The sequence below is a fragment of the Devosia sp. Micro-HW1 genome (assembly GCF_056341075.1).
Genome location: NZ_CP094375.1, coordinates 807,916 through 834,218, shown reverse-complemented (window position 1 = coordinate 834,218; position 26,303 = coordinate 807,916). Strand labels below are relative to the sequence as shown.

26 protein-coding genes and 1 tRNA gene are annotated in these 26,303 nt (G+C 62.7%); 13 read left to right on the top strand and 14 right to left on the bottom strand.

Going from position 1 to position 26,303, the window contains the following annotated elements:
* Positions 1 to 62: 62 nt before the first annotated feature.
* The 4 genes from cysT to MQW79_RS03820 form a co-directional block, all read right to left on the bottom strand.
* Entirely contained in the window at positions 63 to 896 is an 834-nt protein-coding gene (gene cysT, locus MQW79_RS03835; RefSeq protein ID WP_476586934.1) for a sulfate ABC transporter permease subunit CysT, read from the bottom strand.
* A gap of 201 nt (positions 897 to 1,097) precedes the next feature.
* Positions 1,098 to 2,081, bottom strand: a complete 984-nt coding sequence (locus tag MQW79_RS03830) for a sulfate ABC transporter substrate-binding protein (RefSeq protein WP_476586933.1) — start codon at positions 2,079 to 2,081, stop codon at positions 1,098 to 1,100.
* Between the two features lie 202 nt (positions 2,082 to 2,283).
* Positions 2,284 to 2,535 carry a GlsB/YeaQ/YmgE family stress response membrane protein gene (locus MQW79_RS03825; RefSeq protein WP_476586932.1) on the bottom strand — a complete coding sequence of 84 codons (252 nt, stop codon included), beginning with the start codon at positions 2,533 to 2,535 and terminating at the stop codon, positions 2,284 to 2,286.
* A gap of 307 nt (positions 2,536 to 2,842) precedes the next feature.
* Positions 2,843 to 4,612, bottom strand: coding sequence for an SLC13 family permease (locus MQW79_RS03820; protein WP_476586931.1), 1,770 nt, complete (start codon positions 4,610 to 4,612; stop codon positions 2,843 to 2,845).
* Between the two features lie 126 nt (positions 4,613 to 4,738).
* Here MQW79_RS03820 and MQW79_RS03815 point away from each other — a divergent pair, with 126 nt between their 5' ends.
* Positions 4,739 to 5,653 (top strand): phosphotriesterase family protein, encoded by a 915-nt coding sequence (locus tag MQW79_RS03815; RefSeq protein WP_476586930.1) that lies wholly within the window; start codon positions 4,739 to 4,741, stop codon positions 5,651 to 5,653.
* A 1-nt stretch (position 5,654) separates the two neighbouring features.
* Here the strand turns inward: MQW79_RS03815 and MQW79_RS03810 are convergent, their stop codons facing one another.
* Positions 5,655 to 5,882: a DUF6894 family protein gene (locus tag MQW79_RS03810; RefSeq protein ID WP_476586929.1), complete on the bottom strand. Its 228-nt coding sequence runs from the start codon at positions 5,880 to 5,882 to the stop codon at positions 5,655 to 5,657.
* A gap of 245 nt (positions 5,883 to 6,127) precedes the next feature.
* The gene (gene rimO, locus MQW79_RS03805; RefSeq protein WP_476586927.1) at positions 6,128 to 7,453 is read right to left on the bottom strand and encodes a 30S ribosomal protein S12 methylthiotransferase RimO; all 1,326 of its coding nucleotides are present in this window, start codon (positions 7,451 to 7,453) and stop codon (positions 6,128 to 6,130) included.
* Between the two features lie 296 nt (positions 7,454 to 7,749).
* Here rimO and MQW79_RS03800 point away from each other — a divergent pair, with 296 nt between their 5' ends.
* Complete coding sequence (locus MQW79_RS03800; protein ID WP_476588181.1) at positions 7,750 to 8,133, top strand: DoxX family protein; 384 nt, start codon at positions 7,750 to 7,752, stop codon at positions 8,131 to 8,133.
* Between the two features lie 357 nt (positions 8,134 to 8,490).
* Here MQW79_RS03800 and MQW79_RS03795 read toward each other — a convergent pair whose 3' ends face one another.
* Both MQW79_RS03795 and lipB read right to left on the bottom strand, forming a co-directional pair.
* Positions 8,491 to 9,087: a DUF4282 domain-containing protein gene (locus MQW79_RS03795; RefSeq protein WP_476586925.1), complete on the bottom strand. Its 597-nt coding sequence runs from the start codon at positions 9,085 to 9,087 to the stop codon at positions 8,491 to 8,493.
* 42 nt (positions 9,088 to 9,129) lie between these two features.
* Positions 9,130 to 9,855 carry a lipoyl(octanoyl) transferase LipB gene (gene lipB, locus MQW79_RS03790; protein WP_476586924.1) on the bottom strand — a complete coding sequence of 242 codons (726 nt, stop codon included), beginning with the start codon at positions 9,853 to 9,855 and terminating at the stop codon, positions 9,130 to 9,132.
* 75 nt (positions 9,856 to 9,930) lie between these two features.
* On the opposite strand from lipB, the gene MQW79_RS03785 reads away from it, so the two are divergent.
* Positions 9,931 to 10,164 carry a FliM/FliN family flagellar motor switch protein gene (locus MQW79_RS03785; protein ID WP_476586922.1) on the top strand — a complete coding sequence of 78 codons (234 nt, stop codon included), beginning with the start codon at positions 9,931 to 9,933 and terminating at the stop codon, positions 10,162 to 10,164.
* 164 nt (positions 10,165 to 10,328) lie between these two features.
* Positions 10,329 to 10,413 (top strand) — tRNA-Leu (locus MQW79_RS03780).
* A gap of 376 nt (positions 10,414 to 10,789) precedes the next feature.
* Here the strand turns inward: MQW79_RS03780 and MQW79_RS03775 are convergent.
* Positions 10,790 to 11,326, bottom strand: coding sequence for a GFA family protein (locus MQW79_RS03775; RefSeq protein ID WP_476586921.1), 537 nt, complete (start codon positions 11,324 to 11,326; stop codon positions 10,790 to 10,792).
* A 491-nt stretch (positions 11,327 to 11,817) separates the two neighbouring features.
* Between MQW79_RS03775 and ugpB the strand changes: the two genes are divergently transcribed.
* The 4 genes from ugpB to ugpC all read left to right on the top strand — a co-directional run bounded on the left by ugpB (position 11,818) and on the right by ugpC (position 16,023).
* Positions 11,818 to 13,137, top strand: a complete 1,320-nt coding sequence (ugpB, locus tag MQW79_RS03770) for a sn-glycerol-3-phosphate ABC transporter substrate-binding protein UgpB (protein WP_476586920.1) — start codon at positions 11,818 to 11,820, stop codon at positions 13,135 to 13,137.
* Between the two features lie 97 nt (positions 13,138 to 13,234).
* A complete protein-coding gene (gene ugpA / locus MQW79_RS03765) occupies positions 13,235 to 14,119 on the top strand; it encodes a sn-glycerol-3-phosphate ABC transporter permease UgpA (RefSeq protein ID WP_476586919.1) in 885 nt (294 codons plus the stop codon).
* 12 nt (positions 14,120 to 14,131) lie between these two features.
* Positions 14,132 to 14,974: a sn-glycerol-3-phosphate ABC transporter permease UgpE gene (gene ugpE / locus MQW79_RS03760; RefSeq protein ID WP_476586918.1), complete on the top strand. Its 843-nt coding sequence runs from the start codon at positions 14,132 to 14,134 to the stop codon at positions 14,972 to 14,974.
* Between the two features lie 5 nt (positions 14,975 to 14,979).
* Entirely contained in the window at positions 14,980 to 16,023 is a 1,044-nt protein-coding gene (ugpC, locus tag MQW79_RS03755; RefSeq protein WP_476586917.1) for a sn-glycerol-3-phosphate ABC transporter ATP-binding protein UgpC, read from the top strand.
* A 233-nt stretch (positions 16,024 to 16,256) separates the two neighbouring features.
* Here the strand turns inward: ugpC and MQW79_RS03750 are convergent, their stop codons facing one another.
* Entirely contained in the window at positions 16,257 to 16,607 is a 351-nt protein-coding gene (locus MQW79_RS03750; protein WP_476586916.1) for an MmcQ/YjbR family DNA-binding protein, read from the bottom strand.
* A 116-nt stretch (positions 16,608 to 16,723) separates the two neighbouring features.
* Between MQW79_RS03750 and mgtE the strand changes: the two genes are divergently transcribed.
* From mgtE to MQW79_RS03735, 3 genes are all read left to right on the top strand, one after another.
* A complete protein-coding gene (mgtE, locus tag MQW79_RS03745) occupies positions 16,724 to 18,139 on the top strand; it encodes a magnesium transporter (RefSeq protein WP_476586915.1) in 1,416 nt (471 codons plus the stop codon).
* A 365-nt stretch (positions 18,140 to 18,504) separates the two neighbouring features.
* A complete protein-coding gene (locus MQW79_RS03740) occupies positions 18,505 to 19,182 on the top strand; it encodes a glutathione S-transferase family protein (RefSeq protein WP_476586914.1) in 678 nt (225 codons plus the stop codon).
* A complete protein-coding gene (locus tag MQW79_RS03735; RefSeq protein WP_476586913.1) occupies positions 19,179 to 19,604 on the top strand; it encodes a DUF1489 family protein in 426 nt (141 codons plus the stop codon). Before MQW79_RS03740 ends, MQW79_RS03735 begins: the two co-directional genes overlap by 4 nt.
* 275 nt (positions 19,605 to 19,879) lie before the next feature.
* Here the strand turns inward: MQW79_RS03735 and uvrA are convergent, their stop codons facing one another.
* Positions 19,880 to 22,774 carry an excinuclease ABC subunit UvrA gene (gene uvrA / locus MQW79_RS03730; RefSeq protein WP_476586912.1) on the bottom strand — a complete coding sequence of 965 codons (2,895 nt, stop codon included), beginning with the start codon at positions 22,772 to 22,774 and terminating at the stop codon, positions 19,880 to 19,882.
* 192 nt (positions 22,775 to 22,966) lie between these two features.
* The gene (locus MQW79_RS03725) at positions 22,967 to 23,158 is read right to left on the bottom strand and encodes a hypothetical protein (RefSeq protein ID WP_476586911.1); all 192 of its coding nucleotides are present in this window, start codon (positions 23,156 to 23,158) and stop codon (positions 22,967 to 22,969) included.
* A gap of 249 nt (positions 23,159 to 23,407) precedes the next feature.
* Between MQW79_RS03725 and ssb the strand changes: the two genes are divergently transcribed.
* Entirely contained in the window at positions 23,408 to 23,923 is a 516-nt protein-coding gene (gene ssb, locus MQW79_RS03720) for a single-stranded DNA-binding protein (RefSeq protein ID WP_476586910.1), read from the top strand.
* 90 nt (positions 23,924 to 24,013) lie between these two features.
* Here the strand turns inward: ssb and MQW79_RS03715 are convergent, their stop codons facing one another.
* Positions 24,014 to 24,967: a GlxA family transcriptional regulator gene (locus MQW79_RS03715; protein WP_476588180.1), complete on the bottom strand. Its 954-nt coding sequence runs from the start codon at positions 24,965 to 24,967 to the stop codon at positions 24,014 to 24,016.
* Between the two features lie 84 nt (positions 24,968 to 25,051).
* Here MQW79_RS03715 and MQW79_RS03710 point away from each other — a divergent pair, with 84 nt between their 5' ends.
* Positions 25,052 to 25,738, top strand: coding sequence for a DJ-1/PfpI family protein (locus tag MQW79_RS03710; RefSeq protein WP_476586909.1), 687 nt, complete (start codon positions 25,052 to 25,054; stop codon positions 25,736 to 25,738).
* On the opposite strand, the gene MQW79_RS03705 is transcribed toward MQW79_RS03710, so the two are convergent.
* Positions 25,723 to 26,280: a diguanylate cyclase domain-containing protein gene (locus tag MQW79_RS03705; protein ID WP_476586908.1), complete on the bottom strand. Its 558-nt coding sequence runs from the start codon at positions 26,278 to 26,280 to the stop codon at positions 25,723 to 25,725. The two genes, MQW79_RS03710 and MQW79_RS03705, sit on opposite strands and share 16 nt — an antisense overlap.
* Positions 26,281 to 26,303 lie beyond the last annotated feature (23 nt).

Here is a 26,303-nt window from a genome sequence, read left to right as displayed (position 1 = left end):
CCTCAAGGGGAGAAGGGGGTGCCGGTTGTTGGGAGGAGGAGACTGCGCAAACAGGAACACCATCACGCTCTCTCCACATAGCGTGTCTGCCAGGCCGAGAGGGCATTGCTGGCAAGGAGGGTGAGGAAGGCGACGAGGAGGAGGACGAAGGCGAGGGCGGCCGCGCCTTCGTAGCTGTATTCCTCAAGGCGAATGTAAATCAGCAGCGACACGATCTCGGTTAGGCCCGGCAGGTTGCCAGCGATGAACACCACGGCGCCGAATTCGCCCAGCGAGCGCGAGAAGCTGAGCACGCAGCCGCCGATGAAGGCGGGCATGATGGTGGGCCAGATAATGCGGCTGAAAACCTGCCAGCGCGTTGCGCCCAGCGTCTGGGCAGCCGCTTCAAGGCTTTCATCGACCTCTTCGAGAACCGGCTGCACCGCACGGACCACGAAGGGAATGGAGGTGAAGCTCATGGCGGCAATGATGCCGAGCTGGGTGTAGTTGACCTTGATGCCATTGGGTTCGAGGAACTGGCCATACCAGCCTGTGTCGGCAAAGAGCGTCACCAGCACCAGGCCCGCCACGGCCGTGGGCAAAGCAAAGGGCAGGTCGACCAAGGCGTCGAGAATGCGGCGGCCAGGGAAGCGATAGCGGGTGAGCACCCAGGCCAGCAACAGGCCGACAAGGCCATTGAGAATGGTGGCAAAGAAAGCGGACGAAAAGGTCACGCGATAGGCGGCGAGGGCCCGATTGGAGGTGACGATGCGCCAGAACTCCGGAAAACCCATGCCGGCCACCTTGAGCAGCATGGCGGAGATGGGCAAGACGACGATGAGCGTGATGTAGAAGAGCGAAATGCCCATGGTCAGCCCGAAGCCGGGAAGCAGGTGCTTGCTGCGGGGGGCGGGCATGGGTTGGTGATGCTCCTAAGTCGTTGGCTCTTTCGCCTCCCTCCCCTTGATGGGGAGGGAATGAGGGTGGGGTGGGGCCACGCACACGGACTGTGTACTTGGCCCCACCCCACCCAAGCTTCGCTAAGGCCTTCGGCCCAGCTTCGCTACCCTCCCCATCAAGGGGAGGGAGCGAAGGAGCCTTGGACTCACAGCTTTTGACTACTGGTTCACGAAGACCTTGTCGAGCAGGGCGCCTTCGGCGAAGTGGTCAGCAGCGATGGCGTCCCAGCCGCCATAGGCCTCCTCGGCGGTCACGAGGCGGATCTCGGGGAAGGTTTCGGCGTGGGCGGCAGCAACGGCTTCGTCGTTCGGCCGGTGGAAGTTGGCAGCGGCCACTTCCTGACCTTCTGGCGTGAAGAGGAAATCGAGATAGGCCTTGGCCAGATCACGGCTGCCGCGCGCATCGACAACCTTGTCGACGATGGCCACCGGAAACTCGGAGAGGAAGCTGACCGAGGGGGTCACCGGCTGATAGTTGTCGGTGCCGAGCTGGTTGGCCACCGCGAGGGTTTCGGCTTCAAACGTCACCAGCACGTCACCCAGCTGGCGCTCGGTGAATGCGGTGGTGGCGGCGCGCCCGCCGGTTTCGAAAACCGGCACATTGGCGAAGAGCTTGGTGAGGAAGGCCTCGATCTGGGCTTCGTCGCCGGAAAATTCCTCGGTCGCCCAGGCACGGGCCGCCAGATAGGTGTAGCGGCCGTTGCCCGAGGTCTTGGGATTGGGGAAGATCACCTGCACGCCGTCTTCGGCCAGATCGCCCCAGTCCTCGATGCCCTTGGGATTGCCAGCGCGGACAAGGAAGGAGGGGAAGGAATAGAAGGGCGAGGCATTGTTGGGGAACTCTGTGGCCCAGTCTTCGGAGACGAAGCCGCCTTCGACGAGCTTTTCGATGTCGGTCACCTGGTTGAAGGTGACGACGTCGGCCTGCAGCCCTTCGAGAATGGCGCGGGCCTGGGTCGAGGTGCCGGCATGTGACTGATTGACCGTCACGGTAGCTCCCGATGCGGCATAGGCGGCGTTCTCGGCCTCGAACAGCTCACGGGCAATGTCGTAAGAGGCGTTCAGGATGTCAGCCGGTTGAGCGAGAGCCGGGCTGGCTGCGAGCGCGAGGGTCGCGGCGGCGGAGGCGAATAGTTTGTTCATGATGACGCAAATTCCATCGGTGAGGTCGAACTGGCGATGGTGATGCGCCGGGAGCAGGGGCGCCGTAAAGCGCTAAACGCCTCAACGGGATGAGTAATTTACGGCGCTAAAGGGCGCGGCAAAGGCGTTGCGCGGGGCGCGGGTTTTGCGCCAATTCCTTTCTGAGAATGCCGGCCGCAGTGGCCGCGGCCGGCACGAAATTCTATCGCCGGATCATCCGCGCGATGGCGATCAGGATGCATGCGCCCAGGAAGCCGGCGATGAGATAGCCGAGCCAGCCACCAAAAGAGACGCCGAGAAGTCCAAACAGCAAGCTGGCGACAATGGCGCCGACAACACCCAGTATGATGTTCATGATCAGGCTCGTGCCGGTATTCATGAACATGCTGGCAATCCAGCCGGCAAGACCACCAATGATGATCGCTGCGAGCCAACCTACTCCGTCAACACCCATTCTCTTGCTCCTCACATTGAGTTGTGACCGGGCGAGCGTGGCACAGTGGACGGAAAAGGCAAGAACCGTTCGGGTGGGAGGCCTGTTTTAGGGCCTGCACGGGGCAAAGGGCGCGATAAGTGCCCTCCTTCGCCCCGAAAACGCTGGCCAATAGGCCCGCAGGCTAACCCGGTGGCGTGGGGTGGGGCAGAGAATCGCTCCACTGGAGCGACTTCTTGCGATCAGAGTACGCCATTCGGGCATAGCCCTCATGGCCTTCTTCATTTGAAAGGCTCCATCGGAGCCTTTCATCCGCGCTGCGGACCATTCAGAAGTGCCAGACAATCATCAGGGCGGGAACGCCGACGAGGACAACGAGGAAGGACAGGGGCAGGCCAAGGCGCCAGTAGTCGCCGAAGCGATAGCCGCCGGGCGCCATGACCAGGGTGTTGCACTGGTGGCCGATGGGCGTGAGGAAATCGCAGCCCGCGCCGATGGCCACAGCCATGAGGAAGGCTTCGGGGCTGTAGCCCAGGCCGCTGGCAAAGGCGGCGGCAATGGGCGCCATGACCAGCACGGTGGCGGCATTGTTGAGGAAGGGCGTGACCGCCATGGCCGCGACCATGATGAGCGCCAAGGCACCCCAGCCCGGCAGGGTGGCGGCCGTGGCGGTGAGCCAGGCGGCGACCAGATCGGTGCCGCCCGTCGACTGCAGGCTTTCCGAAACCGGAATGAGGCAGGCGAGCATGATGAGGATGGGTCCGTCGACCTGGTTGTAGACGTCGCGCAGGGGCAGGGCGCCGGTCAGCACCATGGCCGCGGCGGCGGCGAAGAAGGCCGGGGCGACAGGCACGATGCCAAAGGCGGTGGCGGCCATTGCCGCGAGCAGGATGCCGAGCGGCAGAAGACCATTGCGGACGCTGCCAAGCTTGAGGCCGCGCTCGACCAGCGGCAGGCAGTCCCATTCGCGCAGGAGTTCAGGGATGCGCTTGAGGTGGCCCTGCAGCAGGATGACGTCGCCATTCTGAAAGCGAATCTGCCCCAGCCTTTCGGTAAAGCGCTGGTCGCGCCGAGAGATGGCGAGAAGATTGAGGCCAGTGCGGTCGAACAAGGTGAGTTCCTGTGCATTGGCGCCGATCAGGCCCGAACTTTCGCCGATGATGGCCTCGATGACGCCGATATTGCCGCTGTCGCGCGTGGCGGCGCCGCGGCGTTCCGAAAAGGACAGGCCCGACTGGCTGACCATCTTGTCGAGGGCATCGGGATCGCCCTCGACGAGCAGGATGTCGCCGGCGCGCATCTTGGCGTCGGGCAGGGGCGTCCGGCGATTTCCGGAAGCACCGACGATCCCGGTGACCATTGCGGCGCCGTCGGCGGCGGCGTGAAGTTCGCCCACGGTCATGCCGATGGCGGGGCTGTCGGCAAGGACGCGGGCCTCTGTGGTGTAGTTCTTGATCTCGATCGCCTTGTCCATGCCGCTTTCCTCGCGGCGGCGCTCGGGCAGCAGCCAATAGAAGATGGCCAGGAAGACAACTCCCACGACGGAAAGCAGAGCACCAACGGGGGTGAAGTCGAACATGGTGAAGGCGGTGCCTGTGAGCTCCTGCCGGACGCCTGAAACGATGATGTTGGGCGAGGTGCCGATCTGCGTCATCAACCCGCCCAGGAGCGAGCCGAAGGCCATGGGCATGAGGAACATGGAGGGCGACACATTGGATCGGCGCGCCATCTGGAAGGCGATCGGCATCATGATGGCGAGGGCGCCGATATTTTTCACGAAGGCCGATAGCACGGTGACGATGGTGACCAGCACGATCAGCTGCAGGCGTGGGCCCGACAGCCCTGGCATGAAGCGACGGATGGCCGTCTCCATGATGCCGGAGCGCGCGACTGCGGCGCTGACGACCAGCGCACTGCCCACAATGATGACAATGTCGTTGGAAAAGCCCGAAAAGGCCAGCTCGGGGGGGACGATGCCGGCAAGGAGTGCCGCCAGAAGTGCGCAGATGGCCACCAGATCGTAGCGCCAGCGACCCATTATGAACGCCACCATCATGCCCGCAATGATAAGGAAAGCGAGCATTTGTGGGGTGGTCATAAACTGCTCCGTCACCGTGAATAGCAATGCGGCAGCAGTAGACTAGCTGCAATGCCGAGGCCAAAACACCCCAAGGCCAATTCCCGTTGCCACGCGGCTGTGCAAAAATGTGGGAAGGAGGACGATATGGCAGTTCTATGGACGACGCTGGGCGCTTTCGAGCGGCACCAATTGGGGCTGATCCTGCCCCATGAGCATGTTTTCGTGGACTTGAGGACGCCTGACCAGCCCGGCTATGCGGAGGCAGAGCCTGATGATGTGGTGCGGCTGATGGCACCGCAGATCGAGGCGGTCCAGGCGCAGGGCGTGACGGCGCTGGTGGAATGCACGACGGGTGGCGTTGGCCGGCGGGCGGATATCGACCTGGCTGTGTCGCAGGCGACGGGCATGCCCATCGTGGTGCCAACCGGCAATTACCGTGAGCCCTGGATACCGCAATGGGTGGCGGGTGCCAGCACGGCCGAGCTGGAAAACTGGATGCTTAGCGAACTCACCGAAGGCATCGACGATACCGGGGTCAAGGCGGCCTGGATCAAGATCAGCGCCGGTGACGATGGCATCACGCCGCTGGAGGAGAGAATTCTGCGAGCGGCAGCGCGGGCGGCCAGCCAGACCGGTGCAGTGATCGGTTCGCATACGATCAGGGGTCGGGTCGTGATGGACCAGCTCGACATTATCGAGGCGGAGGGCGGGTCAGCCAGCCGCTTCATTTCCATTCATACCCAGGCAGAGCCGGATTTCGAGCTGCACAGGGCCGTAGCGGCCCGCGGGGCATGGATCGAATATGACCATGTGGGACGCAGTCCGGACGATGAGGTACTGGCGCTGGTGCTGAAGGCGCTGGAGGCGGGCCTCGCGCCGCGGCTGCTGCTCAGCCATGACCTGGGCTGGTACGATCCTGCACTGCCCGGCGGCGGCACGCCGAGGCCCTATACGCATCTGGTGAACTGGCTGCTGCCGGCCCTGCGAGATGCGGGTGTGGATGCAGCTACGATCAGGGGGCTGACAGAGGACAATCCGTTCGACGCCTATGCGCGATAGCTCAGTGCGTGGTGTCCCGGACGGCGTAGGGCACGCGCCCTATCAGGCAGCGGCCAGAATCCTCGATCTCGAAGCAGCCTGATGTGGGCTCTTCGGCGAGGGCGACAGCGCCGCGAGCCGCGTAGCTGGCCTCTTCGAGTGCGGTATTGAGCGAGGGCAGGATGATGCCCTCGATGTCGAGCTGAAGATTGCCAGCCTCGTCACGGTGATTGAAGAAATAGCGTTGCATTGTTTTAGCCTCAACTGTTTGAGGCGCGAACGCGGCTGGGGTGGTGGATGTTCCGCGATCCGCTCGATGTGATCGGGGCCGACGGGAGCGCGGAGCACTGAACAGGGGGTCCCGATTTCGCGGGAATGGTGCGGCTGGAGCTTAAGCCGGCACACCCTCGCTAGTTCCGCTGCGTCCTCACGGACCAAGCTGCCCTACCCTCCCCGCAAAGGGGGAGGGTAGCGAAGGAAGCTTATTGGCGGGGATCAGTTCTTCACCGGGACGGCGAAGAGGTCGTATTCGTCGTTGTCGGTGACGGTGACCGAGACGATGTCGCCGATCTTGATACCATCAGCCTGGTCGACGATGACCTGGCCGTCGATCTCAGGGGCGTCCCACTTGGAGCGCGCGATGACGCGGTTTTCCTCGGGACGGACGTCGTCGACGATGACGTTAATGGTGCGGCCGATCTTCTTCTGCAGTTGGCCGAAGGAGACGTTCTGCGCCACTTCCATGAGCTGGGCAAAGCGTTCTTCCTTGACCTCGTCGGGAACGACGCCATCGAGCTCGTTGGCGGTGGCGCCCGTGACGGGCTCGTACTTGAAGCAGCCAGCGCGGTCGATTTCGGCTTCCTCGATGAAATCGAGCAGCATTTCGAAATCTTCCTCGGTCTCGCCGGGAAAGCCGACGATGAAATTTGAGCGCACGGTCAGGTCGGGGACCTGGCGCTTCCAGTCGAGGATGCGATTGAGCGTCTTTTCCTGATGCGCGGGACGGCGCATGGCCTTCAGCACATTCGGCGACGCGTGCTGGAAGGGAATGTCGAGATAGGGCAGGACGAGGCCTTCGGCCATCAGTTCCATGACCGGGTCGACATGGGGGTAGGGGTAGACATAGTGGAGGCGCACCCAGGCGCCGAGCTCGCCCAGTTCCTTGGCCAGATCATAGAACTTGGCCTTCACTTCGCGTCCGCGATACTTCGACGTCGCATACTTCAGGTCGAGGCCGTAGGCGCTGGTGTCCTGCGAGATGACCAGCAGTTCCTTGACGCCGGAGCGGATCAGGCCTTCGGCCTCCGAGAGGATGCCGGCGGCCGGACGCGAGGCGAGGTCGCCACGGATCTGGGGAATGATGCAGAAGGAGCAGCGATTGTTGCAGCCTTCGGAAATCTTCAAGTAGGCGTAGTGGCGCGGCGTCAGCTTGAGGCCGCTTTCGGGGACGAGATCCACAAAACGGTTCGGCACGGGCGGCAGGTGCTCATGCACCGCCGAGACCACGCTTTCATACTGGTGCGGGCCGGTGATGGCGAGCACGCTGGGATGAGTCTCGCGGATCAGGTTCTCTTCGACGCCGAGGCAACCGGTAACGATGACGCGACCGTTTTCATTGAGCGCTTCGCCAATGGCCTCAAGGCTTTCTTGTTTGGCGCTGTCGAGGAAGCCGCAGGTGTTGACGAGCACCACATCGGCGCCCTCATAGTCGCGCGAGAAGGTATAGCCCTGGGCGCGCAGGGTGGTCATGATACGCTCGCTATCGACGAGTGCCTTGGGGCAGCCGAGGCTGACGAGCCCGATTTTTGGCGCCTGATTCATGCGCTTGCAGTGTCCGGTAGTTAGAGTTGCGCATCGGAGCGGTCCTGAAACCGCCACTTACTTTTCGGCCCGATGCGTGAATTGGATGGCGCGTCATACAGCCAATTGGACGGTTACGCAATGTGACTGTCCGGCAACGGGGGCGGGGCAGACTTTCGCCCAGCGCGGAACACGCGATCTTGAACGATGGAAAAGCTGAACAGTGCGTGCGCTTTAGGGGTGATTATGATGTGACGGGCGCTGCTGTAGGAGACAGGCCCCCAACCCGCGCCGAAACGGCGCAGTCACTCAGGAGCATTTTCTTGTTCGATCGTCTCTCCGCCTATGCGCCGCAGGCCCTCGCCGTGCTGCGCGTCGTTGCTGCCCTGTTGTTCCTGCTGCACGGCACGCAGAAGCTGTTCGGCTTCCCGGCCGCCGAATTCGCGCCGCCGGCCTTCTCCATCTTCTGGTTTGCCGGCGTCATTGAAATCGTGACCAGCGTTCTGATTGCCCTTGGCTTCTTCACCCGCCCGGCAGCGCTGATCGCCTCGGGCACGATGGCCGTGGCCTACTGGATGGTCCATGCGCCGGGTAGCCTCTACCCGACCAATAACGGCGGTGATGCAGCGATCCTGTTCTGCTTCGTGTTCCTGTACCTGGTTTTCGCCGGCCCGGGCGCCTGGAGCGTGAACAAGAAGTAAGGCTCTCCGGTCGCACCGGATGCGGCGCCCTCCCTGGGAGGGTGAGTACTTCCGGTACGTTGGCACCCCCACCCAGCTTCGCTACGGCCTATCGGCCTAGCTGCGCTACCTCCCCGTCGAGGGGGAGGTGAAGAGGGCCGCCCGATGGGCGGCCTTTTTTGCTGGGTCATGGAGTCGTCCTAGACACGGCGCCGCCCTCGGACTTGATCCGAGGGCCGCTAGGAGCGCCACAATGGAAGTGTCCAGCACGTTTCGAATGGCCCTCGGGTCAAGCCCGAGGGCGGCACTGAGTATGGTGTTGGTGCCGAGTGTCAGTAAGGCCGCCTCGTGGGCAGCCTTTTTTCGGGTCAGCTGCTCTTATGCCAGCGGCTTGGGCGGGGTGCGCTTGGCGGTGCGGCGGGGCTTGCTGTGGGTTTCGCCGGGGGCGGTGGCGGGTTCGCGCTTGCTCGGCACACTTGCCGCAGTGGTGACGGGCGACGGCCTGGTCGGTGGAGCCGGCGGAACCGGTGGCGTCGGCGGGGGCGGCGTTACCGACGGAAGAGGCTCGGTGGCCGGGGTGATATACTCGTCGGCTTCGGCGAAATCGCGCTCTTCGCCTTCTTCGGCGAGATCGCGGATGGCATCGCGGACTTCATCGAGAAGCGATGCCGAATAGCGCGAGCGCTGCACACTGTCGCCGGTGTTTTCGTGGCTCTTGAACCAGACGAGCAAGGCCTCGCAGGTGATCCGCAGGATCACGAAGGACAGGAGCCCGAAGACCACGATTTCGAGGAGACCCCAGAGGCCATCGCCAAAGCTGGTGCCGAAGCGGAAGAAGAAATGCGCCACGGCCCAGAGCAGGATGGCGGCCAGGCCCAGCGCATAGAGAATGGGAACCAGTTTCGGCGACAGGATCGAATCGAGCCGGAACAGGGTCTGGCGGGTCATCAGTCGCTTGAGATCGTCCAAAGTCATTTCAGGCTCCTCGAATCCGGTTGCTGGGGTGCAAATTGGTCGTCAGACGTCGGGATGGTCAAGGCTTGCAGGGCCGAAAATCGTTTCGAAACGAGCATGTAGCACCGAATCGACTTCTGGCAGGGTGACGAGCAGCCCCAGATCTTCAAACGAGGTGACGCCCTGATCGATGATGCCGCATGGGACAATGCCGTCATAGTGGGAAAGGTTCGGCGCGACATTGAGGGAAATGCCGTGAAAAGTGACCCATTTGCGCACGCGCACGCCGATGGCGGCGATCTTGTCCTCGCGCGCAAGTCCCTTGTCGGGGCGGGGCACCCATACCCCGACACGGCCATCGCGGCGTTCGCCCCTGACATTGTGGGCGTCCAGCGTGTCGATGACCCATTGTTCGAGGCCCTGCACGAGGCACCTGATGTCGCGGCCACGCTGGGTCAGGTCGAGCATGACATAGGCCACGCGCTGGCCGGGGCCATGATAGGTGTATTGCCCGCCGCGGCCGGCCGGATAGACCGGAAAGCGCGGATTGAGGAGGTCTTCGGGGCGGGCAGAGGTGCCTGATGTATAGAGCGGAGGATGTTCGAGCAGCCAGACAGCTTCAGGCGCTTCGCCGGCGGCGATGGCGGCGACGCGTGCGTCCATCATGGCGAGGGCAGTCTGATAATCGAGCGGCTCATCGAAAATGCGCCATTCTACCGGCCGGCCATCGGCGCGATGCAGTTTTGAGCCGATCTGGCACGCTTCGTTTACGTTTGTTAACACTTCCATAACCAGCTTTGGCGGAGTTTGAAGGAACGCGAATCCGTGGCGCTGTGGCGCCGGGCCCTGGACCCATCCTTATCTATGAACACCCTGGACAATATTGAAGTCGATATCACGGTCGAGCTGGGCGCGACCACCATACCGATCCACCACATGCTGCGCATGGGCCGCGGCGCGGTGATTGAACTTGATGCGACCGAGCATGATCCGCTGCGCATCTATGCCAATAACACGTTGATCGCCAGGGGCGAGGTCAATGTGGAGGAAGGGCATCTCCGCGTCTTCGTGACCGAGAAGGTCTTTCGCTTCGGATAAGGGCGGGACCAGGTCCTTGGGGAAACCCAGCGGATTTCCTGCACTTCGGAAAACGTATCCACAGTTACCCGAAAAATCCCGATTATCCGCTTGCGGATGTGAAGGAGCCTTGCTACATCCCCACTCGCTTCGGGGCGCAAGCACTGAAGTTTCTACCACACTGTGCGGTCGTGGCGGAATTGGTAGACGCGCAGCGTTGAGGTCGCTGTATCGCAAGATGTGGAAGTTCGAGTCTTCTCGACCGCACCAGTCACTCTCGAAGTGAAAAACAAGAAGCTGCCGCAAGGCGGCTTTTTTGTTGTCTGGATGGCATCTAGCCGGCCGCTGGGCGGCCGGCTGGGCCTGGCTGGCGTCAGTCGGGACCCAGCGCTGACGTCAGTTGGGACGCAGCGCTGACGTCAGTTGGGACGCAGCGCTGACGTCAGTTGGGACGCAGCGCTGACGTCAGTTGGGACGCAGCGCTGACGTCAGTTGGGACGCAGCGCTGACGTCAGTTGGGACGCAGCTCGATCACCGGGATGGTGCGGTCGGTCTTTTTTCGTAGTCGGCAAATTGCGGGAACAGGCTGGCATGGCGCGCAAAAGCTGGGGCTGATAGGGGCGAGCCCCTCGGCCTGCTCAGGCGCTCAGACGCTAATCTTTTGCGGGACGTCGATTTTGGGCACCTTGAACCCCATGGCAATCCAGGCCCCCAGCAGCTTTGCGTAGAAGCTCGCCGTGGTCCTGCCGCCTGACGGCAGTGAGCCGTCCAGGATGGTGCCTTCGGGCACGTCGCCAGTCTGGGTGCGTATCTGGGTGGCCGGGCGCTGATCCTCGGGCCAGAGGCCGGCAAACATGCTGAGCCAGTGGGCGCCTTCAAACTCGGTAAAGACCGGCGTGTTGCAGCAGGTCGTCAACACGCGACGGGTCGGCGCCTTGTCGCTGAGGCGGAATTCGGCGAGGGCCGCGGTGCCATTGGGGAAACGAACGCGATCCTTGCGGTAGAGGATATAGGGAACGCCGCCACTGGCGCTGGTAAGCGGAAAGGCCGGTGGCAGGGCGCTGAGACGCTGGGCCGCGCTGCGACAGGACGCGCAGTGGCATTCGGTGGTGATGAAGGGTTCGCCCGTCACCTCGACATGAAACTTGCCGCAGGCGCAACTGAGCGTGGTGGTCTTCGACATGGGTGATCATTCTCCTCTGTAATCGACCAGCCGACGAATGACGCAGGTCCGTTTCGACACGATGACGGCCCGCGCTCGCGAAGACAAGCTGGAGCTTGCCGTGTTCAAGCGAACATAGGGCGCGGTCATTTGCGCGTGAGGTGCCGGGTTCAAAAGCCCCTACAGTCCTTTGAACAAGGGAGTTTCCGGCCGCGCGCCTTTCGAGCGTAGCTCTCAAGGCCTGCTCACCTAAATTCGCTCCACCGGAGCGAATTTGCCTGCGGCATGGTTCGCAGTCATCCAACCGTCATGGAACCTTCAAGTGAACGTCAAGCAAGCTCAATAGAGGGGGCGGGCAGGGCGAAGCTCCCAAGGAGCGGGAACCTTGTGCGCCGGACCTTTCGGTTTGTTTCGGATGGTTTCGTCTCAATCGGCCGGCGCTCACAAACATGGTCTGGCAGGAACCGGGCGCCCCCTTCGGGGTGCATGACGGTATCCGTTGGGAGACAAGCATGAAGAACCTCAATCGCATGGGCCTTGCTGCCCTTTCGCTGGCCCTTACCACTTCGGTCGCTTTTGCGCAGACCGAAGTCACCTGGTGGCACGCCATGGGTGGCGAGCTGGGCACCAAGCTCGAAGAAATCGTGGCCGGCTACAATGCCAGCCAGTCCGACTATGTCGTGACCCCGGTCTACAAGGGCTCCTATGCCGAGACCATGACTGCTGCCATCGCCGCCTTCCGCGCCGGCGAGCAGCCCGATATCGTGCAGGTGTTTGAAGTTGGCACCGGCACCATGATGGCCGCCAAGGGCGCCGTATACCCGGTCTATCAGTTGATGGCGGACATGGGCGCCGACTTCGACCCGGCCGACTACCTGCCGACTGTCGTGGGCTACTACACCGACACCGAAGGCAACATGCTCTCGATGCCGTTCAATTCCTCGACCCCGATCTTCTACTACAACAAGACCGCCTTCGAAAAAGCCGGCCTTGACCCGAACACCCCGCCGGCCACCTGGGAAGACCTGGAAGCCTATTCCAAGAAAATCATGGAATCGGGCGCCGCCACGTGTGGTTTCACCACCGGCTGGATTTCCTGGGCACAGCTGGAAAACCTGTCGGCCTGGCACAACCAGCCAATCGGCACCAAGGAAAACGGCTTTGGCGGCTTTGACGCCGAGCTGACCGTCAATGGTCCGCTGCAGGTCAAGCACTGGGAAAACCTGAAGCGCTGGCAGGACGAAGGCGTCTTCCAGTATGGCGGTCCGGGCGGTGGTGCTGATGCTCCGGCCAAGTTCTATACGGGCGAATGCGCCATGTACATGAACTCGTCCGCCTCGCGCGCCGGCGTGATGGCCAATGCCGCCGACTTCGAAGTCGGTTTCGGCATGCTGCCGCACTATGCCGACACCCCGGCCCAGAACTCGATCATCGGCGGCGCGACCCTGTGGGTCCTGCAGGGTGCCGACGAAGCCGAGTACAAGGGCGTTGCCGACTTCTTCAACTACCTGTCCTCTGCTGAAGTCCAGGCCGACTGGCACCAGTATTCGGGGTACCTCCCGATCACCCAGGCCGCCTACGACCTCGGTATTGAACAGGGCTATTACGAAGCCAATCCGGGTTCGGACGTGGCCATCAAGCAGATGACCCTCAACGCCCCGACCGAAAACTCCAAGGGCCTGCGTTTCGGCAACTACGTCCAGATCCGTGACGTCATTGACCAGGAATTCCAGGCGCTGCTTTCGGGTGACAAGGGTGCCCAGCAGGCTCTCGACGATCTCGTCGCCCGCGGCAACCAGCTGCTGCGCGACTTCGAGGCCGCGAACCAGTAAGGCGCCTTGATACTACCGGGCGGCGGCGAAACGAGGTTTCGCCCCGCCCAATCGTTTTTTCCGGGGCGCCTCGCCGGCACTCCCGCGGATCGGGTCGATGGATACCAAACGCACAGTCTTTCCCTCGCAGGGGCTGCCTTACCTCCTGGTGGCGCCGCAGATCATCATCACGCTGATCTTCTTCATCTGGCCCGCTGGCCAGGCCGTGAAATCATCCTTCGAACGCGAGGACCCGTTCGGGCTCGCCACGAGTTTCGTGGGCATCCAGCACTATGCGCGCCTGTTCCAGGATCCGGCCTACCTGGCCTCGATCGGCCGGACGGCATTGTTCGCGCTGGCTGTCACTGCCATCTCGATGGGACTGGCCCTGATCCTGGCCGTGGCGGTCAATCGCCTGATCCGATCGGCATCGGCCTATTCGACCCTGCTGCTCTGGCCCTATGCCGTGTCGCCCGTCGTTGCGGGTATCCTTTGGTGGTTCCTGTTCAACGGGTCCACCGGAATCCTGCCCTACATGCTTAGCTTTTTCGGCGTGGACTGGGATCACCAGCTCAATGGCACACATGCGATGATCCTCATCATCGTGGCCGCAAGCTGGAAGCAGGTTTCCTACAATTTCCTCTTTTTCCTGGCGGGGATGCAGTCGGTTCCGCAATCGCTGAATGAAGCGGCGGCAATCGACGGGGCGGGGCCGCTCAAGCGGTTCTGGACCATCGTCTTCCCGCTGCTGTCGCCGACCACGTTCTTCCTGCTCATCGTCAATCTCAACTACACCATGTTCGACACGTTCGGCGTCATCGATGCCACCACGACGGGCGGGCCGAACCAGGCCACCAACACGCTGGTCTACAAGGTCTACACGGACGGCTATATCGGCCTCAACCTGGGCTCAAGCTCGGCCCAGTCCGTCATCCTGATGCTTTTCGTCATCGCTCTCACCGTCATCCAGTTCCGCTATGTGGAACGCCGGGTGCAGTACTAGGAGGGCGCGCAAATGGTCGAAAATCGCCCCTGGCTGACCTTCTTCACTCACGCCGTGCTTATTGTCGGCGTCATCATCGTGGTGTTCCCCGTCTATGTGGCGCTGATCGCCTCGACCCATGGCCCCTTCGCCATGGGTTCGGGCCGGATGCCGCTGCTGCCCGGGGACCAGCTCTGGAACAACATCGTCGAGGTGCTGACCGAGACCCGCCGCGGCGCCGCGCCATTCTGGCTGATGGCATGGAACTCGCTGTGGATGGCCGTGATCATCACCGCCGGCAAGATCGCCATTTCCATCCTTTCGGCCTTTGCCATCGTCTACTTCCGGTTTCCCGGACGCGTGCTGGCCTTCTGGCTGATCTTCATCACGCTGATGCTGCCGGTGGAAGTTCGCATCATCCCGACATTCGCCGTGGTGGCCAATCTGGGAATGCTCAATTCCTACCTGGGGCTCACCATTCCCCTCATCGCCTCAGCAACCGCGACGTTCCTGTTCCGGCAGTTCTTCATGACCATTCCCGATGAACTTATGGAGGCCGCGCGCGTGGACGGGGCCGGGCCGATGAAGTTCTTCCGCGATATTCTGCTGCCGCTCTCGCGCACCAATATCGCCGCGCTCTGCGTGATCCTCTTCATCTTCGGCTGGATGCAGTACCTCTGGCCGATGCTGGTGACCACCGATCCCAATTTCTACACGCTGATGATGGGCGTGAAGCGCATGGCGGCCGTCCAGGACGCCGATCCGCAGTGGAACATCATCATGGCGGCCGTGGTCATGGCCATGCTGCCACCGGTCCTCATCGTCATCTTCATGCAGCGCCTGTTCGTCAAAGGCCTGGTCGAAACGGAGAAATAAGAACAATGGCAAGCATCGACATCAAGGCCGTACGCAAAGTCTATCCGGGCAATGTCACGGCCATCCATGCCCTCGATCTCAGCATCGAAGACGGTGAAATGGTTGTGCTGGTGGGCCCGTCGGGCTGCGGCAAGTCCACGCTGCTGCGCATGATTGCCGGGCTCGAAACAATTACTGATGGCACGATTTCCATCGGCAGCGACGTGGTCAACAAGAAGGAGCCGGCGGAACGCGATATTGCCATGGTGTTCCAGAACTATGCGCTATACCCGCATATGAGCGTGCGGCAGAACCTGGAATATGGCCTGAAGAACCGCGGCGCCCCGCGCGACGAGATCAATCGGCGCGTGGAAGAGGCGGCAAAGATCCTGGAGATCACGCCGTTTCTCGAGCGAAAGCCACGCCAGCTTTCGGGCGGACAACGCCAGCGTGTCGCCATGGGCCGCGCCATCGTGCGCCAGCCCAAGGCATTCCTGTTTGACGAGCCGCTGAGCAATCTCGACGCCAAGCTGCGCGGGCAGATGCGCATCGAAATCCGCCGGCTGCAGCGCTCATTGAAGACCACCAGTGTCTATGTGACCCATGACCAGCTCGAAGCCATGACCCTGGCCGACAGGCTGGTGGTGATGAATGGCGGGCGCATCGAGCAGGTGGGCAAGCCCATTGAGCTCTATGACAGGCCCGCCAGCCTGTTCGTTGCCGGTTTCATCGGTTCGCCGCCGATGAACCTGATGCCGGTGGAAAAGCTGGCAGCCATTGCCGGAAGCACCATGCCGGTCCTGCCTGATGGCGTAGACATCGTCGGTATTCGCCCCGATGCCATCGTGATGGGGCAGGGTGCGGACATCGCCATGTCGGGTACGGTCGAGTTGATCGAGCCGGTGGGCGGCGAGAGCCACCTTTATGTGCGCGTCGAGGGGATCGAGCAGGCGCTGATCCTGGTGCAGCAGGGCCGGGCTGACGTGGGCGAGGCCGATCGCGTGGATTTTGTGCTGCCGGCGGCGGCGTTGCATGGCTTTAATGCTGAGAGCGGGAAGCGGGTAGGGTAAATCACCCCCACCGAGCTCTGCTACGGCCCTGACGGGCCTAGCGACGCTACCTCCCCCTTCGCAGGGGGAGGTGTCGATGAACACTTCAACCTGCGCTGCGTCGCCCTCGGGCTCGACCCGAGGGCCGCTACCCCAGTGCGCATTCCCGATGCGGTGGCTCCCAAGCAGGCCTTCGGATCAAGTCCGAGGTCGGCCCTGCGGACGCGGTACGCCCTTGTCCCGCCGAACGTATGTCACCCCTTCTTCAGCCTCTCCGGGGCCCTGAAAAACCAGGCGTCGTGCAGGCGCAGGGAGAGTTCTTCGTCGCTGATGCGGTCGAGGCGGACGAGCATGGCGTCGTGGCCGACATACTGCTCGGTCTCGAAATAGAGATCGGGCGAAATGTCCATCAGCAAGACCTTCTGATCCACCGGGCATTCCAGCACGGCAGTCGTTTCGTCGAGCAGGCGCACGAAGACGACGCCGGCGACCTCGAGGGCCGGCGTATCGTCACTGGTGCCGCGCTCGACCTGAGCAAGCTGGCGGGCTTCGGCCAGCGTGGCAATTCGTTTGAAGGCTGTTTCCAGGCCGCTACTGGACTGCATGGGTGACGCTCCGCAATTGCACGAAAAAGCCGCGAGGCAAGTCTGGCGCAAGCCTTGTCGATTGGCTACATGCTTCTCTTGCCCCCGAAACCCCGCAGACACGCAAAGGGCTCCCGATGAGCGACGAATTTGAATTGCCGCCCGGCCAGGACGCCGGGAAAGACATTGATGTGTTTCGCGATGCGGAAGGCCATATCAGTCCGCTCTGGCTGGAGAGGCTGCGCGCCTTTCTGGAGGCGGGACGCAATGATGACGTCGCGCTGGTCATGGAGCCTCTGCACAATTCCGATGTCGGCGACGTGCTCGAACAGCTCGATGCCGAGGAGCGGTTGGCCCTGGTGCGGGCGCTGGGCGACAAGTTCGACTTTTCGGCGCTGACCGAAGTCGACGAGAGCATCCGTCTCGACATCATGGAAGCCCTGCCCAATGCCGACATTGCGCGCGGCGTGGCGGAGCTGGACAATGACGACGCCGTCTACCTGCTCGAAGACCTCGAGCAGGAGGATCGCGACGAGATCCTGCAGGCGCTGCCGACCTTCGAGCGGCTGGCGCTGAAGCGCAGCCTCGATTTCCCCGAGGAATCGGCCGGTCGCCGGATGCAGACGGATTTCATCGCCATTCCGCCCTTCTGGACGGTGGGGCAGGTGATCGACTACCTGCGCAAGGAGCAGGACCTGCCGGACGAATTCTACCAGCTCTATGTGGTCGACGCGGCCTACAGGGTGCAGGGCACGCTGCCGCTGGACAAGTTCCTGCGCGCGCAACGCGCCACCAAGATCGACGCGATCATGAATACCAGCTTCGTGCTGATCAAGGCCGAGCAGGACCAGGAAGAGGCGGCCCGCACATTCGAGCGCTATGATCTCGTGGAAGTGGGCGTGGTGGATGAGAGCGGGCGGCTGGTGGGCGTATTGACCATCGACGACATGGTCGACGTCATCCACGAAGAAGCGGATGAGGATATCAAGCTCCTGGCCGGCGTGGGCGACGAGGACGTGTCCGATACCACGCTCGACACGGTCAAGAGCCGTGTGCCGTGGCTGGTGGTGAACCTGTTCACCGCCGTCATGGTGAGTTTCGTCATCGGCCTGTTCGGGGCCACGATCGACCAGATGGTGGCACTGGCCGTGCTCATGCCGATTGTCGCCTCGATGGGCGGCAATGCGGGGGCGCAGACCATGACCGTCACGGTGCGTGCGCTTGCCATGCGCGAACTCGATGGCGGGCGCCTGAGGCGCCTCATTCGCCGCGAAATGGTGGTGGGCGTGGTCAATGGGGTCATTTTTGCGGTGCTGATCGGTATCGTCACCGCGCTGCGCTATGCGGATTACCAACTCGGGATCGTCATTGCCCTGGCCATGGTGATCAACATGATCGTGGCTGGCACGTTCGGAATTCTCATCCCGCTGACGCTCGACAAGCTCAAGGCCGACCCTGCTATCGCCTCGGCCGTGTTCGTGACGACCATAACCGATGTCATTGGCTTCTTTGCCTTTTTGGGTATTGCAGGGCTCTGGTTCGGTCTGTTCTGAGGCGATGCTGCGCCCATTTCGCGGCTGTGGAGTGTTGCATTCTCGTCGCTTGCCACCCATGTTCCTGAGGGCTAACGATTTGTTACCGGCTGGAACGGCGCGCTGATTTGGGCGTTTTCAAGCCGGTGTGGACGACTGACAAGGAGCGATCTATGCGCAGTCAAACCAGGACCAATGTCTGGCAGACGATGAGCTGGGCGCTGGTATGCCTCGTTTCCATGGGGCTGGTTTTCTCCGTGGTTGCTAGCGTCTGAGACGGTGGTCGGAGTTTCCGACAGAAGACGCTGGAGTTCTTCACTGCTACAGGTTTAAACGGAGGGCGCCCGGCCACTGGGCGCCCTTCTTGCTTGAGATGAGGATTTTCCATGAAGCTCCTGATCGGGAATCGGAATTACTCGACATGGTCAATGCGGCCCTGGCTGGTACTGAAGCATTTCGAGATTGCCTTCGAGGATGAGGTGCTGCTGCTTTCGGGCCCCGGATGGCGCGAAAACCTGGCCGCGCGCTCGCCCACCGGCAAGGTGCCGGTGCTGATCGACGACGCTTTGGTGGTGCCCGAAACCATCGCCATCATCGAATATCTTGCCGACCTCTATCCGGAGAAGCCGATATGGCCGGCCGACCGGGCTGACCGGGCGCTGGCGCGGGCGGCAGCGGCGGAGATGCACTCGGCCTTTATGGGTCTGCGCAGCAACGCGCCAATGAACCTGCGCGCCAGCCACCCTGGCAAGGTCGATCTCGACAAGGTTCGGCTCGATCTGCATCGGGTGGAAGTCCTGTGGGGGGAACTGCTGGCCCGTTCGGGCGGGCCGTATCTGTTCGGCTCGTTCACGGCTGCAGACGCGATGTTTGCGCCGCTGGCGACGCGCATCAGGACCTATGACCTGCCGGTTTCCGACGTGGCTGGCCGCTATGTCGAGGCAATCTATGCGCTGCCAGCCTTCCAGGCGTGGCTGAGCCTGGCCCTGCAGGAGCCCTGGGTGGTGGATGATGACGAAATCGACGTGATCCAGGGTCGCGTCGCTCCCGGGACGATTGCATGATTCATATGGTCAAGCTCTGCGTTGGCGTCGCCAGCGTGGAGGAACTGGAAAGCTATCGCCATGAGCGCGCCCATTGGTGGGGCGCTGACTATGGCGAGGATGTGCATGTGCACCGTACGCGCATGATGCCCAAGCGTGGCGACGAGATGGAAGGCGTGGCCTCGATTTACTGGGTGATGTCGGGGACGATCTGCTGTCGACAGCGCATCCTGAGGCTGGCGCCATATACTGATGCCGAGGGCAAGGATTTTTGCGACATCATCATGTCGCCCGAGATCATCCGGACCGTGCCATATCCCAAGCGGCCGTTCCAGGGCTGGCGGTATCTCCGGCCGGAAGACGCGCCGCCGGACATGGAAGCCGGTGGCCAGGATAATTCGGCCGAGATTGCTGCGGAGTTGGCGAAGATGGGGTTGATTTAGGTGGCGAGGAGCGATCCGAAAACACGGTGCCGCTCTCGGACTTGATCCGAGGGTCTTTCGATACATGCGCTGGCGTGGCGAGTGACCCTCGGGTCAAGCCTGAGGACGGAACGGTGGCTGGCTAGATAGTGAAGACCCCAGAACCTTCTGTTCATCGTCACCACCGGGCCTGACCGGGTGGTCCATGCGATGCCGCAAGACGGATTGCCCGGTCAAGCCGGGCAATGACGGTGTAGAGGAGGCGGAGATCCGCAGCGGGACCAGCGCTGACGCCGCTACTCCGCCGCCCTTGTCGCAAAGTGCGGGCGGCGGTCCATGACTTCCTTGAGATAGTGGCCGGTGTGGGAGCGCTTGTTTTCCGCGACCTCTTCTGGTGTGCCGACAGCGACGATCTCGCCGCCGCCATCGCCGCCCTCGGGGCCCAGGTCGATGATCCAGTCGGCGGTCTTGATGACTTCGAGATTGTGCTCGATGACCACGACCGTGTTGCCGCCTTCGACCAGTTCGTGCAGCACTTCCAGGAGCTTGGCGACGTCATGGAAGTGGAGGCCCGTGGTGGGCTCGTCGAGCATGTAGAGCGTGCGGCCGGTGGCGCGCTTGGACAGCTCCTTGCTGAGCTTGACACGCTGCGCCTCGCCGCCCGAGAGGGTGGTGGCGGGCTGGCCGACCTTGACATAGCCGAGGCCGACGCGCTGGAGCGTCGCGAACTTGTCGCGGATGGTGGGGACGGCCGAGAAGAACTCGACGCCTTCGTCTATGGTCATGTCGAGCACGTCGGAGATCGACTTGCCCTTGAACTGGACCTCGAGGGTTTCGCGGTTGTAGCGCTTGCCCTTGCAGACGTCGCAGGTGACATAGACGTCGGGCAGGAAGTGCATCTCGATCTTGAGGACGCCGTCGCCCTCGCACTTCTCGCAGCGGCCGCCTTTGACGTTGAAGCTGAATCGGCCGGGGCCATAGCCGCGGGTTTTCGCCTCCGGCAGGCCGGCAAACCATTCACGCAGCGGCGTGAAGGCGCCGGTATAGGTGGCCGGGTTGGAGCGCGGTGTGCGCCCGATGGGCGACTGGTCGATGTCGATGACCTTGTCGAGATATTCGAGGCCGGTCAGGCTTTCATGCGGGGCCGGGACAACGCGCGCGCCGTTGAGGCGGCGGGCGATAGCCTGGTACATGGTATCGATCATCAGGGTCGACTTGCCGCCGCCGGAAACGCCGGTAATGGCAACGAACATGCCGAGCGGCACGTCGACCGAAACATTCTTCAGATTGTTGCCGGTCGCGCCCTTGATGGACAGGGTCTTGCCCTTCTTGCCTTCACGACGCTCGGGCGGCACCGGAATGCCCATGCGGCCGGAGAGGTATTTGCCGGTGAGGCTGTCGGGGTGGTTGAGAATGTCCTGGGGCGTACCTTCGGCGACGATGCGGCCGCCATTGACGCCTGCACCGGGCCCGATGTCGAGAACATAGTCGGCGGTCAGGATGGCGTCCTCGTCATGCTCGACGACGATGACGGTATTGCCCAGATCGCGCAGGCGCTGCAGGGTTTCGAGCAGGCGGGAATTGTCGCGCTGATGCAGGCCGATGGAGGGCTCGTCGAGCACATAGAGGACGCCGGTGAGGCCCGAGCCGATCTGCGAGGCGAGGCGGATGCGCTGGCTTTCGCCGCCCGACAGGGTGCCGGAATTGCGCGACATGGAGAGATATTCGAGTCCCACGTCGTTGAGGAACTTCAGGCGCTCGCGGATTTCCTTGAGGATGCGCTCGCCGATCTGGCTCTGGGTGGCGTTGAGCTTGTCGGAGAGGTCGATGAACCACTTGCTGGCCACCTTGATCGACATGTCACTGACCTGGCCGATATGGAGACCATCGATCTTGACCGCCAGCGTCTCGGGCTTGAGACGATAGCCGCCGCAGGCCACGCAGGGCTTGGCCGACATGTACTTTTCGATCTCTTCGCGCATGCCGGCGCTTTCGGTTTCCCTGTAGCGACGCTCAAGGTTGCCGATGACGCCCTCGAACGGTTTTGTCGTCTTGTACTGGCGCAGACCATCGTCATAGACGAAGTTGATCGGGGTCTTGTCAGTGCCGTAGAGCACGGCGTGCTGGACCTCGAAGGGCAACTCGTTCCAGGCCGTGCCGGTAGAGGCGCCGTAGTGCTTCACGACGGCCTGCAGGGTCTGCTGGTAGTAGGGCGCGCTGGTCTTGGCCCAGGGCAGGATGGCCCCATCGCGCAGCGACAGGGTCGGATCGGGGACAATCTGATCGGGGTCGATCTTCTGCTCGGTGCCCAGGCCATCGCAGACCGGGCAGGCGCCGAAGGGATTGTTGAACGAGAACAGGCGCGGCTCGATCTCGGCGATGGTGAAGCCGGAGACGGGGCAGGCGAACTTTTCCGAGAAGGTGATCTGCTTTGCAGAGCCATCCTCGTTCTTCTCGTCGGCGAATTCGACCAGGGCAATGCCGTCGGCCAGTTTCAGTGCCGTTTCGAAACTCTCCGCCAGGCGGCCGGAAATTTCCTTTGAAACAACCAGACGGTCCACCACGACTTCGATATCGTGCTTGAACTTCTTGTCGAGCGCGGGGGCATCCTCGATCTCGTGATACTCGCCGTCGATCTTCACGCGCTGGAACCCTTTGCGCATGAGGTCGGCCAGTTCTTTCTTGAACTCGCCCTTGCGGCCGCGCGCAATGGGGGCCAGCAGGTAGAGACGGGTACCCTCGGGCAATTCGAGCGTGCGATCGACCATCTGCGAAACGGTCTGGCTTTCGATCGGCAGGCCGGTGGCCGGCGAATAGGGAATGCCGACGCGGGCAAAGAGCAGGCGCAGGTAGTCGTAGATTTCGGTGACGGTGCCGACAGTGGAGCGCGGATTGCGGCTGGTGGTCTTCTGCTCGATGGAAATAGCGGGCGAGAGGCCTTCGATGTGCTCCACATCGGGCTTCTGCATCATTTCGAGGAACTGGCGGGCATAAGCCGACAGGGATTCCACATAGCGGCGCTGGCCCTCGGCATAGATGGTGTCGAAGGCAAGCGAGGATTTGCCAGAGCCGGACAGGCCCGTCATGACGATGAGGCTATCGCGCGGGAGCTTGACGTCGATGCCCTTGAGATTGTGCTCGCGGGCGCCACGCACGACGATTTCGCGGTTGAGGCTGTGCTTGTCAGTCATGTTCAATCCAATTGCGTGTCGCGCCGTGGGGGAGGACCGGCGAGCAAAGGCCATGAGATAGGCAGCATAGGGCGGCGGGGCAAGGTGTCCGTTGGTCTGCTGCGGGATTTTCCGTCAGTCTAGCGTCTCGTGCGTAGCTTGCCAAAACACCATTCCTGTATGTGAACATAGATAGAACATTCCTGGATTCGGTCAAGCGCCGGGCGCCATGGTGAGTGCATGCCAGGCGGTGAATGCGCCGACCGCCAGGAAGGGCGCACCGGCGCTGCGGCCCACCCAGATGGTCGCCGAAGGATTGCCGACAAGGGCATCGCGGGCGCGGCTGGCGGCAATAGCAAGCGCACCATAGACACCCCCCCTGCATGAAAACGGTGATGATCCCATGGGGCAGGGCTGCTGACAGAGGGAGTCAGCAGAGACGTCACTCTTGACAAGTGCAGTGCAAAATAGAACATAGAGAGAACAAAGCGCGCCGTCGGCTGTGCAGAACCGCAAATGCCGCGTGTGTGGCACACGGAAAGGTCTATGGTTGCGGCGACCAGGGGTCAGGGTTGCGCACCGGGCAGCATTGTGACCCATTTGAAAGCGTCCCGCGACCGGGCAGACCGGGACTGAATTGGAAGGAAATGCGCCATGGCTGGCAGCGTGAACAAGGTTATTCTGGTGGGCAATCTGGGCAATGACCCGGAAGTGCGGAACCTGCCGAGCGGCGGCAAGGTGGTCAATCTCAGCGTCGCGACGTCGGAACGCTGGCGCGACCGCAATAGCGGCGAACAGCGCGAAAAGACCGAGTGGCACCGCGTGGTGATCTTTTCGGAAGGTCTGGCGCGCGTGGCCGAGCAGTACCTGAAGAAGGGCAGCAAGGTCTATATCGAAGGCCAGCTGCAGACGCGCAAGTGGCAGGACCAGTCGGGTGCGGACAAGTACTCTACCGAAGTGGTGCTGCAGAACTTCAATTCGTCCATGGTTCTGCTTGACGGTCGTGGCGAAGGCGCGGGCGATAGCGGTGGCTATGGTGGCGGCGACAGCGGCGGTTTCCGCGGCGTGCGCGATAATTCGGGCAATGGCGGTGGCGGCGGTGGGCGTCGTCCCTCGTCCAATGCGCCGGCCTTCGAGCCGGGCGGCATGGATGACGACATCCCGTTCTGAGCGGGTATTGCAAAAGGGCGGCCAGCGGGCCGCTCTTCTCTTTTTGTGAGTCGCGGCGCAGGGCCTTCCAGGCCCGATCGCCCCGCTGCCTCAGGCGGCGAAACGGGCGCGGTAGGCCTGGGGGCTGACGCCGACGCAGCGTTGGAAGGCGCGGCGCAGGGTCTCTTCGCTGCCAAATCCGCAACGGGTGGCGACGCGGGCGACGGGCAGATCCTGCTCGAGCAGGCGTCGCGCCGTTTCGATGCGCATGTCCTCGACGGCACGGGCCGGGGTCTTGCCGGTCGCTTCCCGATAACGGCGCGAGAAATTGCGTTCGCTCATACCGGCGCGGCCGGCGAGGTCGGACAAAGCCAGCGGACGATCGAGATTTTCCATGATCCAGCCGTGGAGAGTATCAAAGCGGCCAGCGTCGTCCTGGAGGGTGAGGGCGGCGCTAAACTGCGACTGACCGCCTGGCCGCTTCAGAAAAACCACGAGCTGGCGGGCGACCGATATGGCCATGTCGCGACCGAGATCGGCTTCGACCATCGCCAGGGCGAGGTCAATGCCGGCGGTGACGCCGGCCGAGGTCCAGTATTTTCCATCAGCAATGAAGATCGGGTCGGGTTCGAGCCGGATGTTCGGAAAGCGCATGGCGAACTCGGCGCAACGCCCCCAATGGGTGACGGCCCGGCGCCCATCGAGCAGGCCGGTGGTCGCCAGCAGGAAAGCGCCGCTACAGACTGAACTGGCGCGGCGGGCGCTGCCGGCGCGGGCGGTGATCCATTCGATCAGGCTTTTGTCGTCGCAGGCGTCATAGACGCCCCAACCCCCGGCAAGGATGAGCGTATCGAGGTCCTTATCGCTGGAGGGCAGGATTTCTGCTTCGAGCGCCAGGCCCGATGAGGTGACCAGTCTCACCGCCGGAGCCACGACGACCGGTTCGTAGGGCGTGGGGTGGCCCGCGGAGCGGGCCATGTCATTGGCCGAGGCGAAGACCTGCAAGGGCCCGGCGACATCGAGCAATTGGCAGGCGGGGAAACCCAGAACTTCGATGCGTCGGATCATTTGGCGTAAATCGTGGGGACATTGGCAATTCAGCCAGATGAATCCCGACTAAGGTGGCTCAGGTCAACCCCTGGAGGCAGCATGACCATCGAGATCGGACTTCTGGTTTTTCCCAATGTGCAGCAGCTCGACCTCACCGGGCCCTACGAGGTCTTTGCCTCGGCGCCCGGTGTGAAGGTGCATCTTATCTGGAAAGAGCTGGACCCGATCAGGAGCGCGACCGGCCTGGTGCTGACGCCGACCACACGCATCGCGGATTGTCCGCAGCTCGATGTGATCTGCGTGCCGGGGGGCGGCGGAGTGAATGCGCTGCTGACGGACGGTGAGACGCTCGACTTCGTGCGGCGGCAGGCGGCAGGTGCGCGCTACGTGACCTCGGTCTGCACCGGTTCACTCGTTCTGGGCGTGGCGGGGCTGCTGGCGGGCAAGCGCGCGAGTTCGCACTGGAACGCCATAGACCTGCTGCCACGCGTGGGCGCCATCCCCACCGATGGTCGTGTGGTGCGGGACGGAAACGTCATTACTGCGGGCGGGGTGACGTCGGGGATCGACTTCGCGCTGGTCGTTGTGGCCGAATTGCTGGGTGAGGCGGTCGCGCGGCGCGTGCAACTCTCGCTCGAATATGCGCCCGCTCCACCTTTCGACAGTGGCACGCCAGAGTCAGCGACACCAGAACTGGTGGCAGAGGCGCGGGCGGGCATGGCCGGGTCGCGGTCCGAGCGGGAGCGGATATTGCCGCAAATCTGGATCGCTCAGGCGGAGGTGTAGCGCCGCCAGGTGCCGCGGCCGGCCGACTTTGCGCGATAAAGTGCAGTGTCCGCATTGCGATAAAGCGCGTCGGCGTCGTGCTGGTCGCGGTGTGCCGCGCCGACCGAGACTCCGACAATGCGGCGGTGGCCGCCAAAATTGAAGGGGTAGGCGAAGGCCGTCACGATGGCCTCGCCCAGATGGTCGAGGTCAATGCTGACACGGCCATCGGTGAGGATGGCGAATTCGTCGCCGCCGATGCGTGCAACCTGGGCGCCGGGCGGGCAGCAATGGCTGAGGCGACGGCCCGCTTCGGACAGGCAGTAGTCGCCCTGGACGTGTCCAAGTTCGTCATTGATGGACTTGAAGTGATCGAGGTCGACGAGCAGCAGGGCACCGACCGGTACGCCGCCCTTTTGTCCATGAAGATCATCTAGACGGGCCTGGAAGATGGCGCGGTTGGCCAGGCCGGTGAGGGCGTCGGTTTCGGCCAGACGCCGCGTGCGCTCGGTCAGGAGCTTTTCTTCGGTGATGAAGACATTGCTTTCAATGACGGCGTTCACAAGGAAAGGGCGGCCGGAGGCCG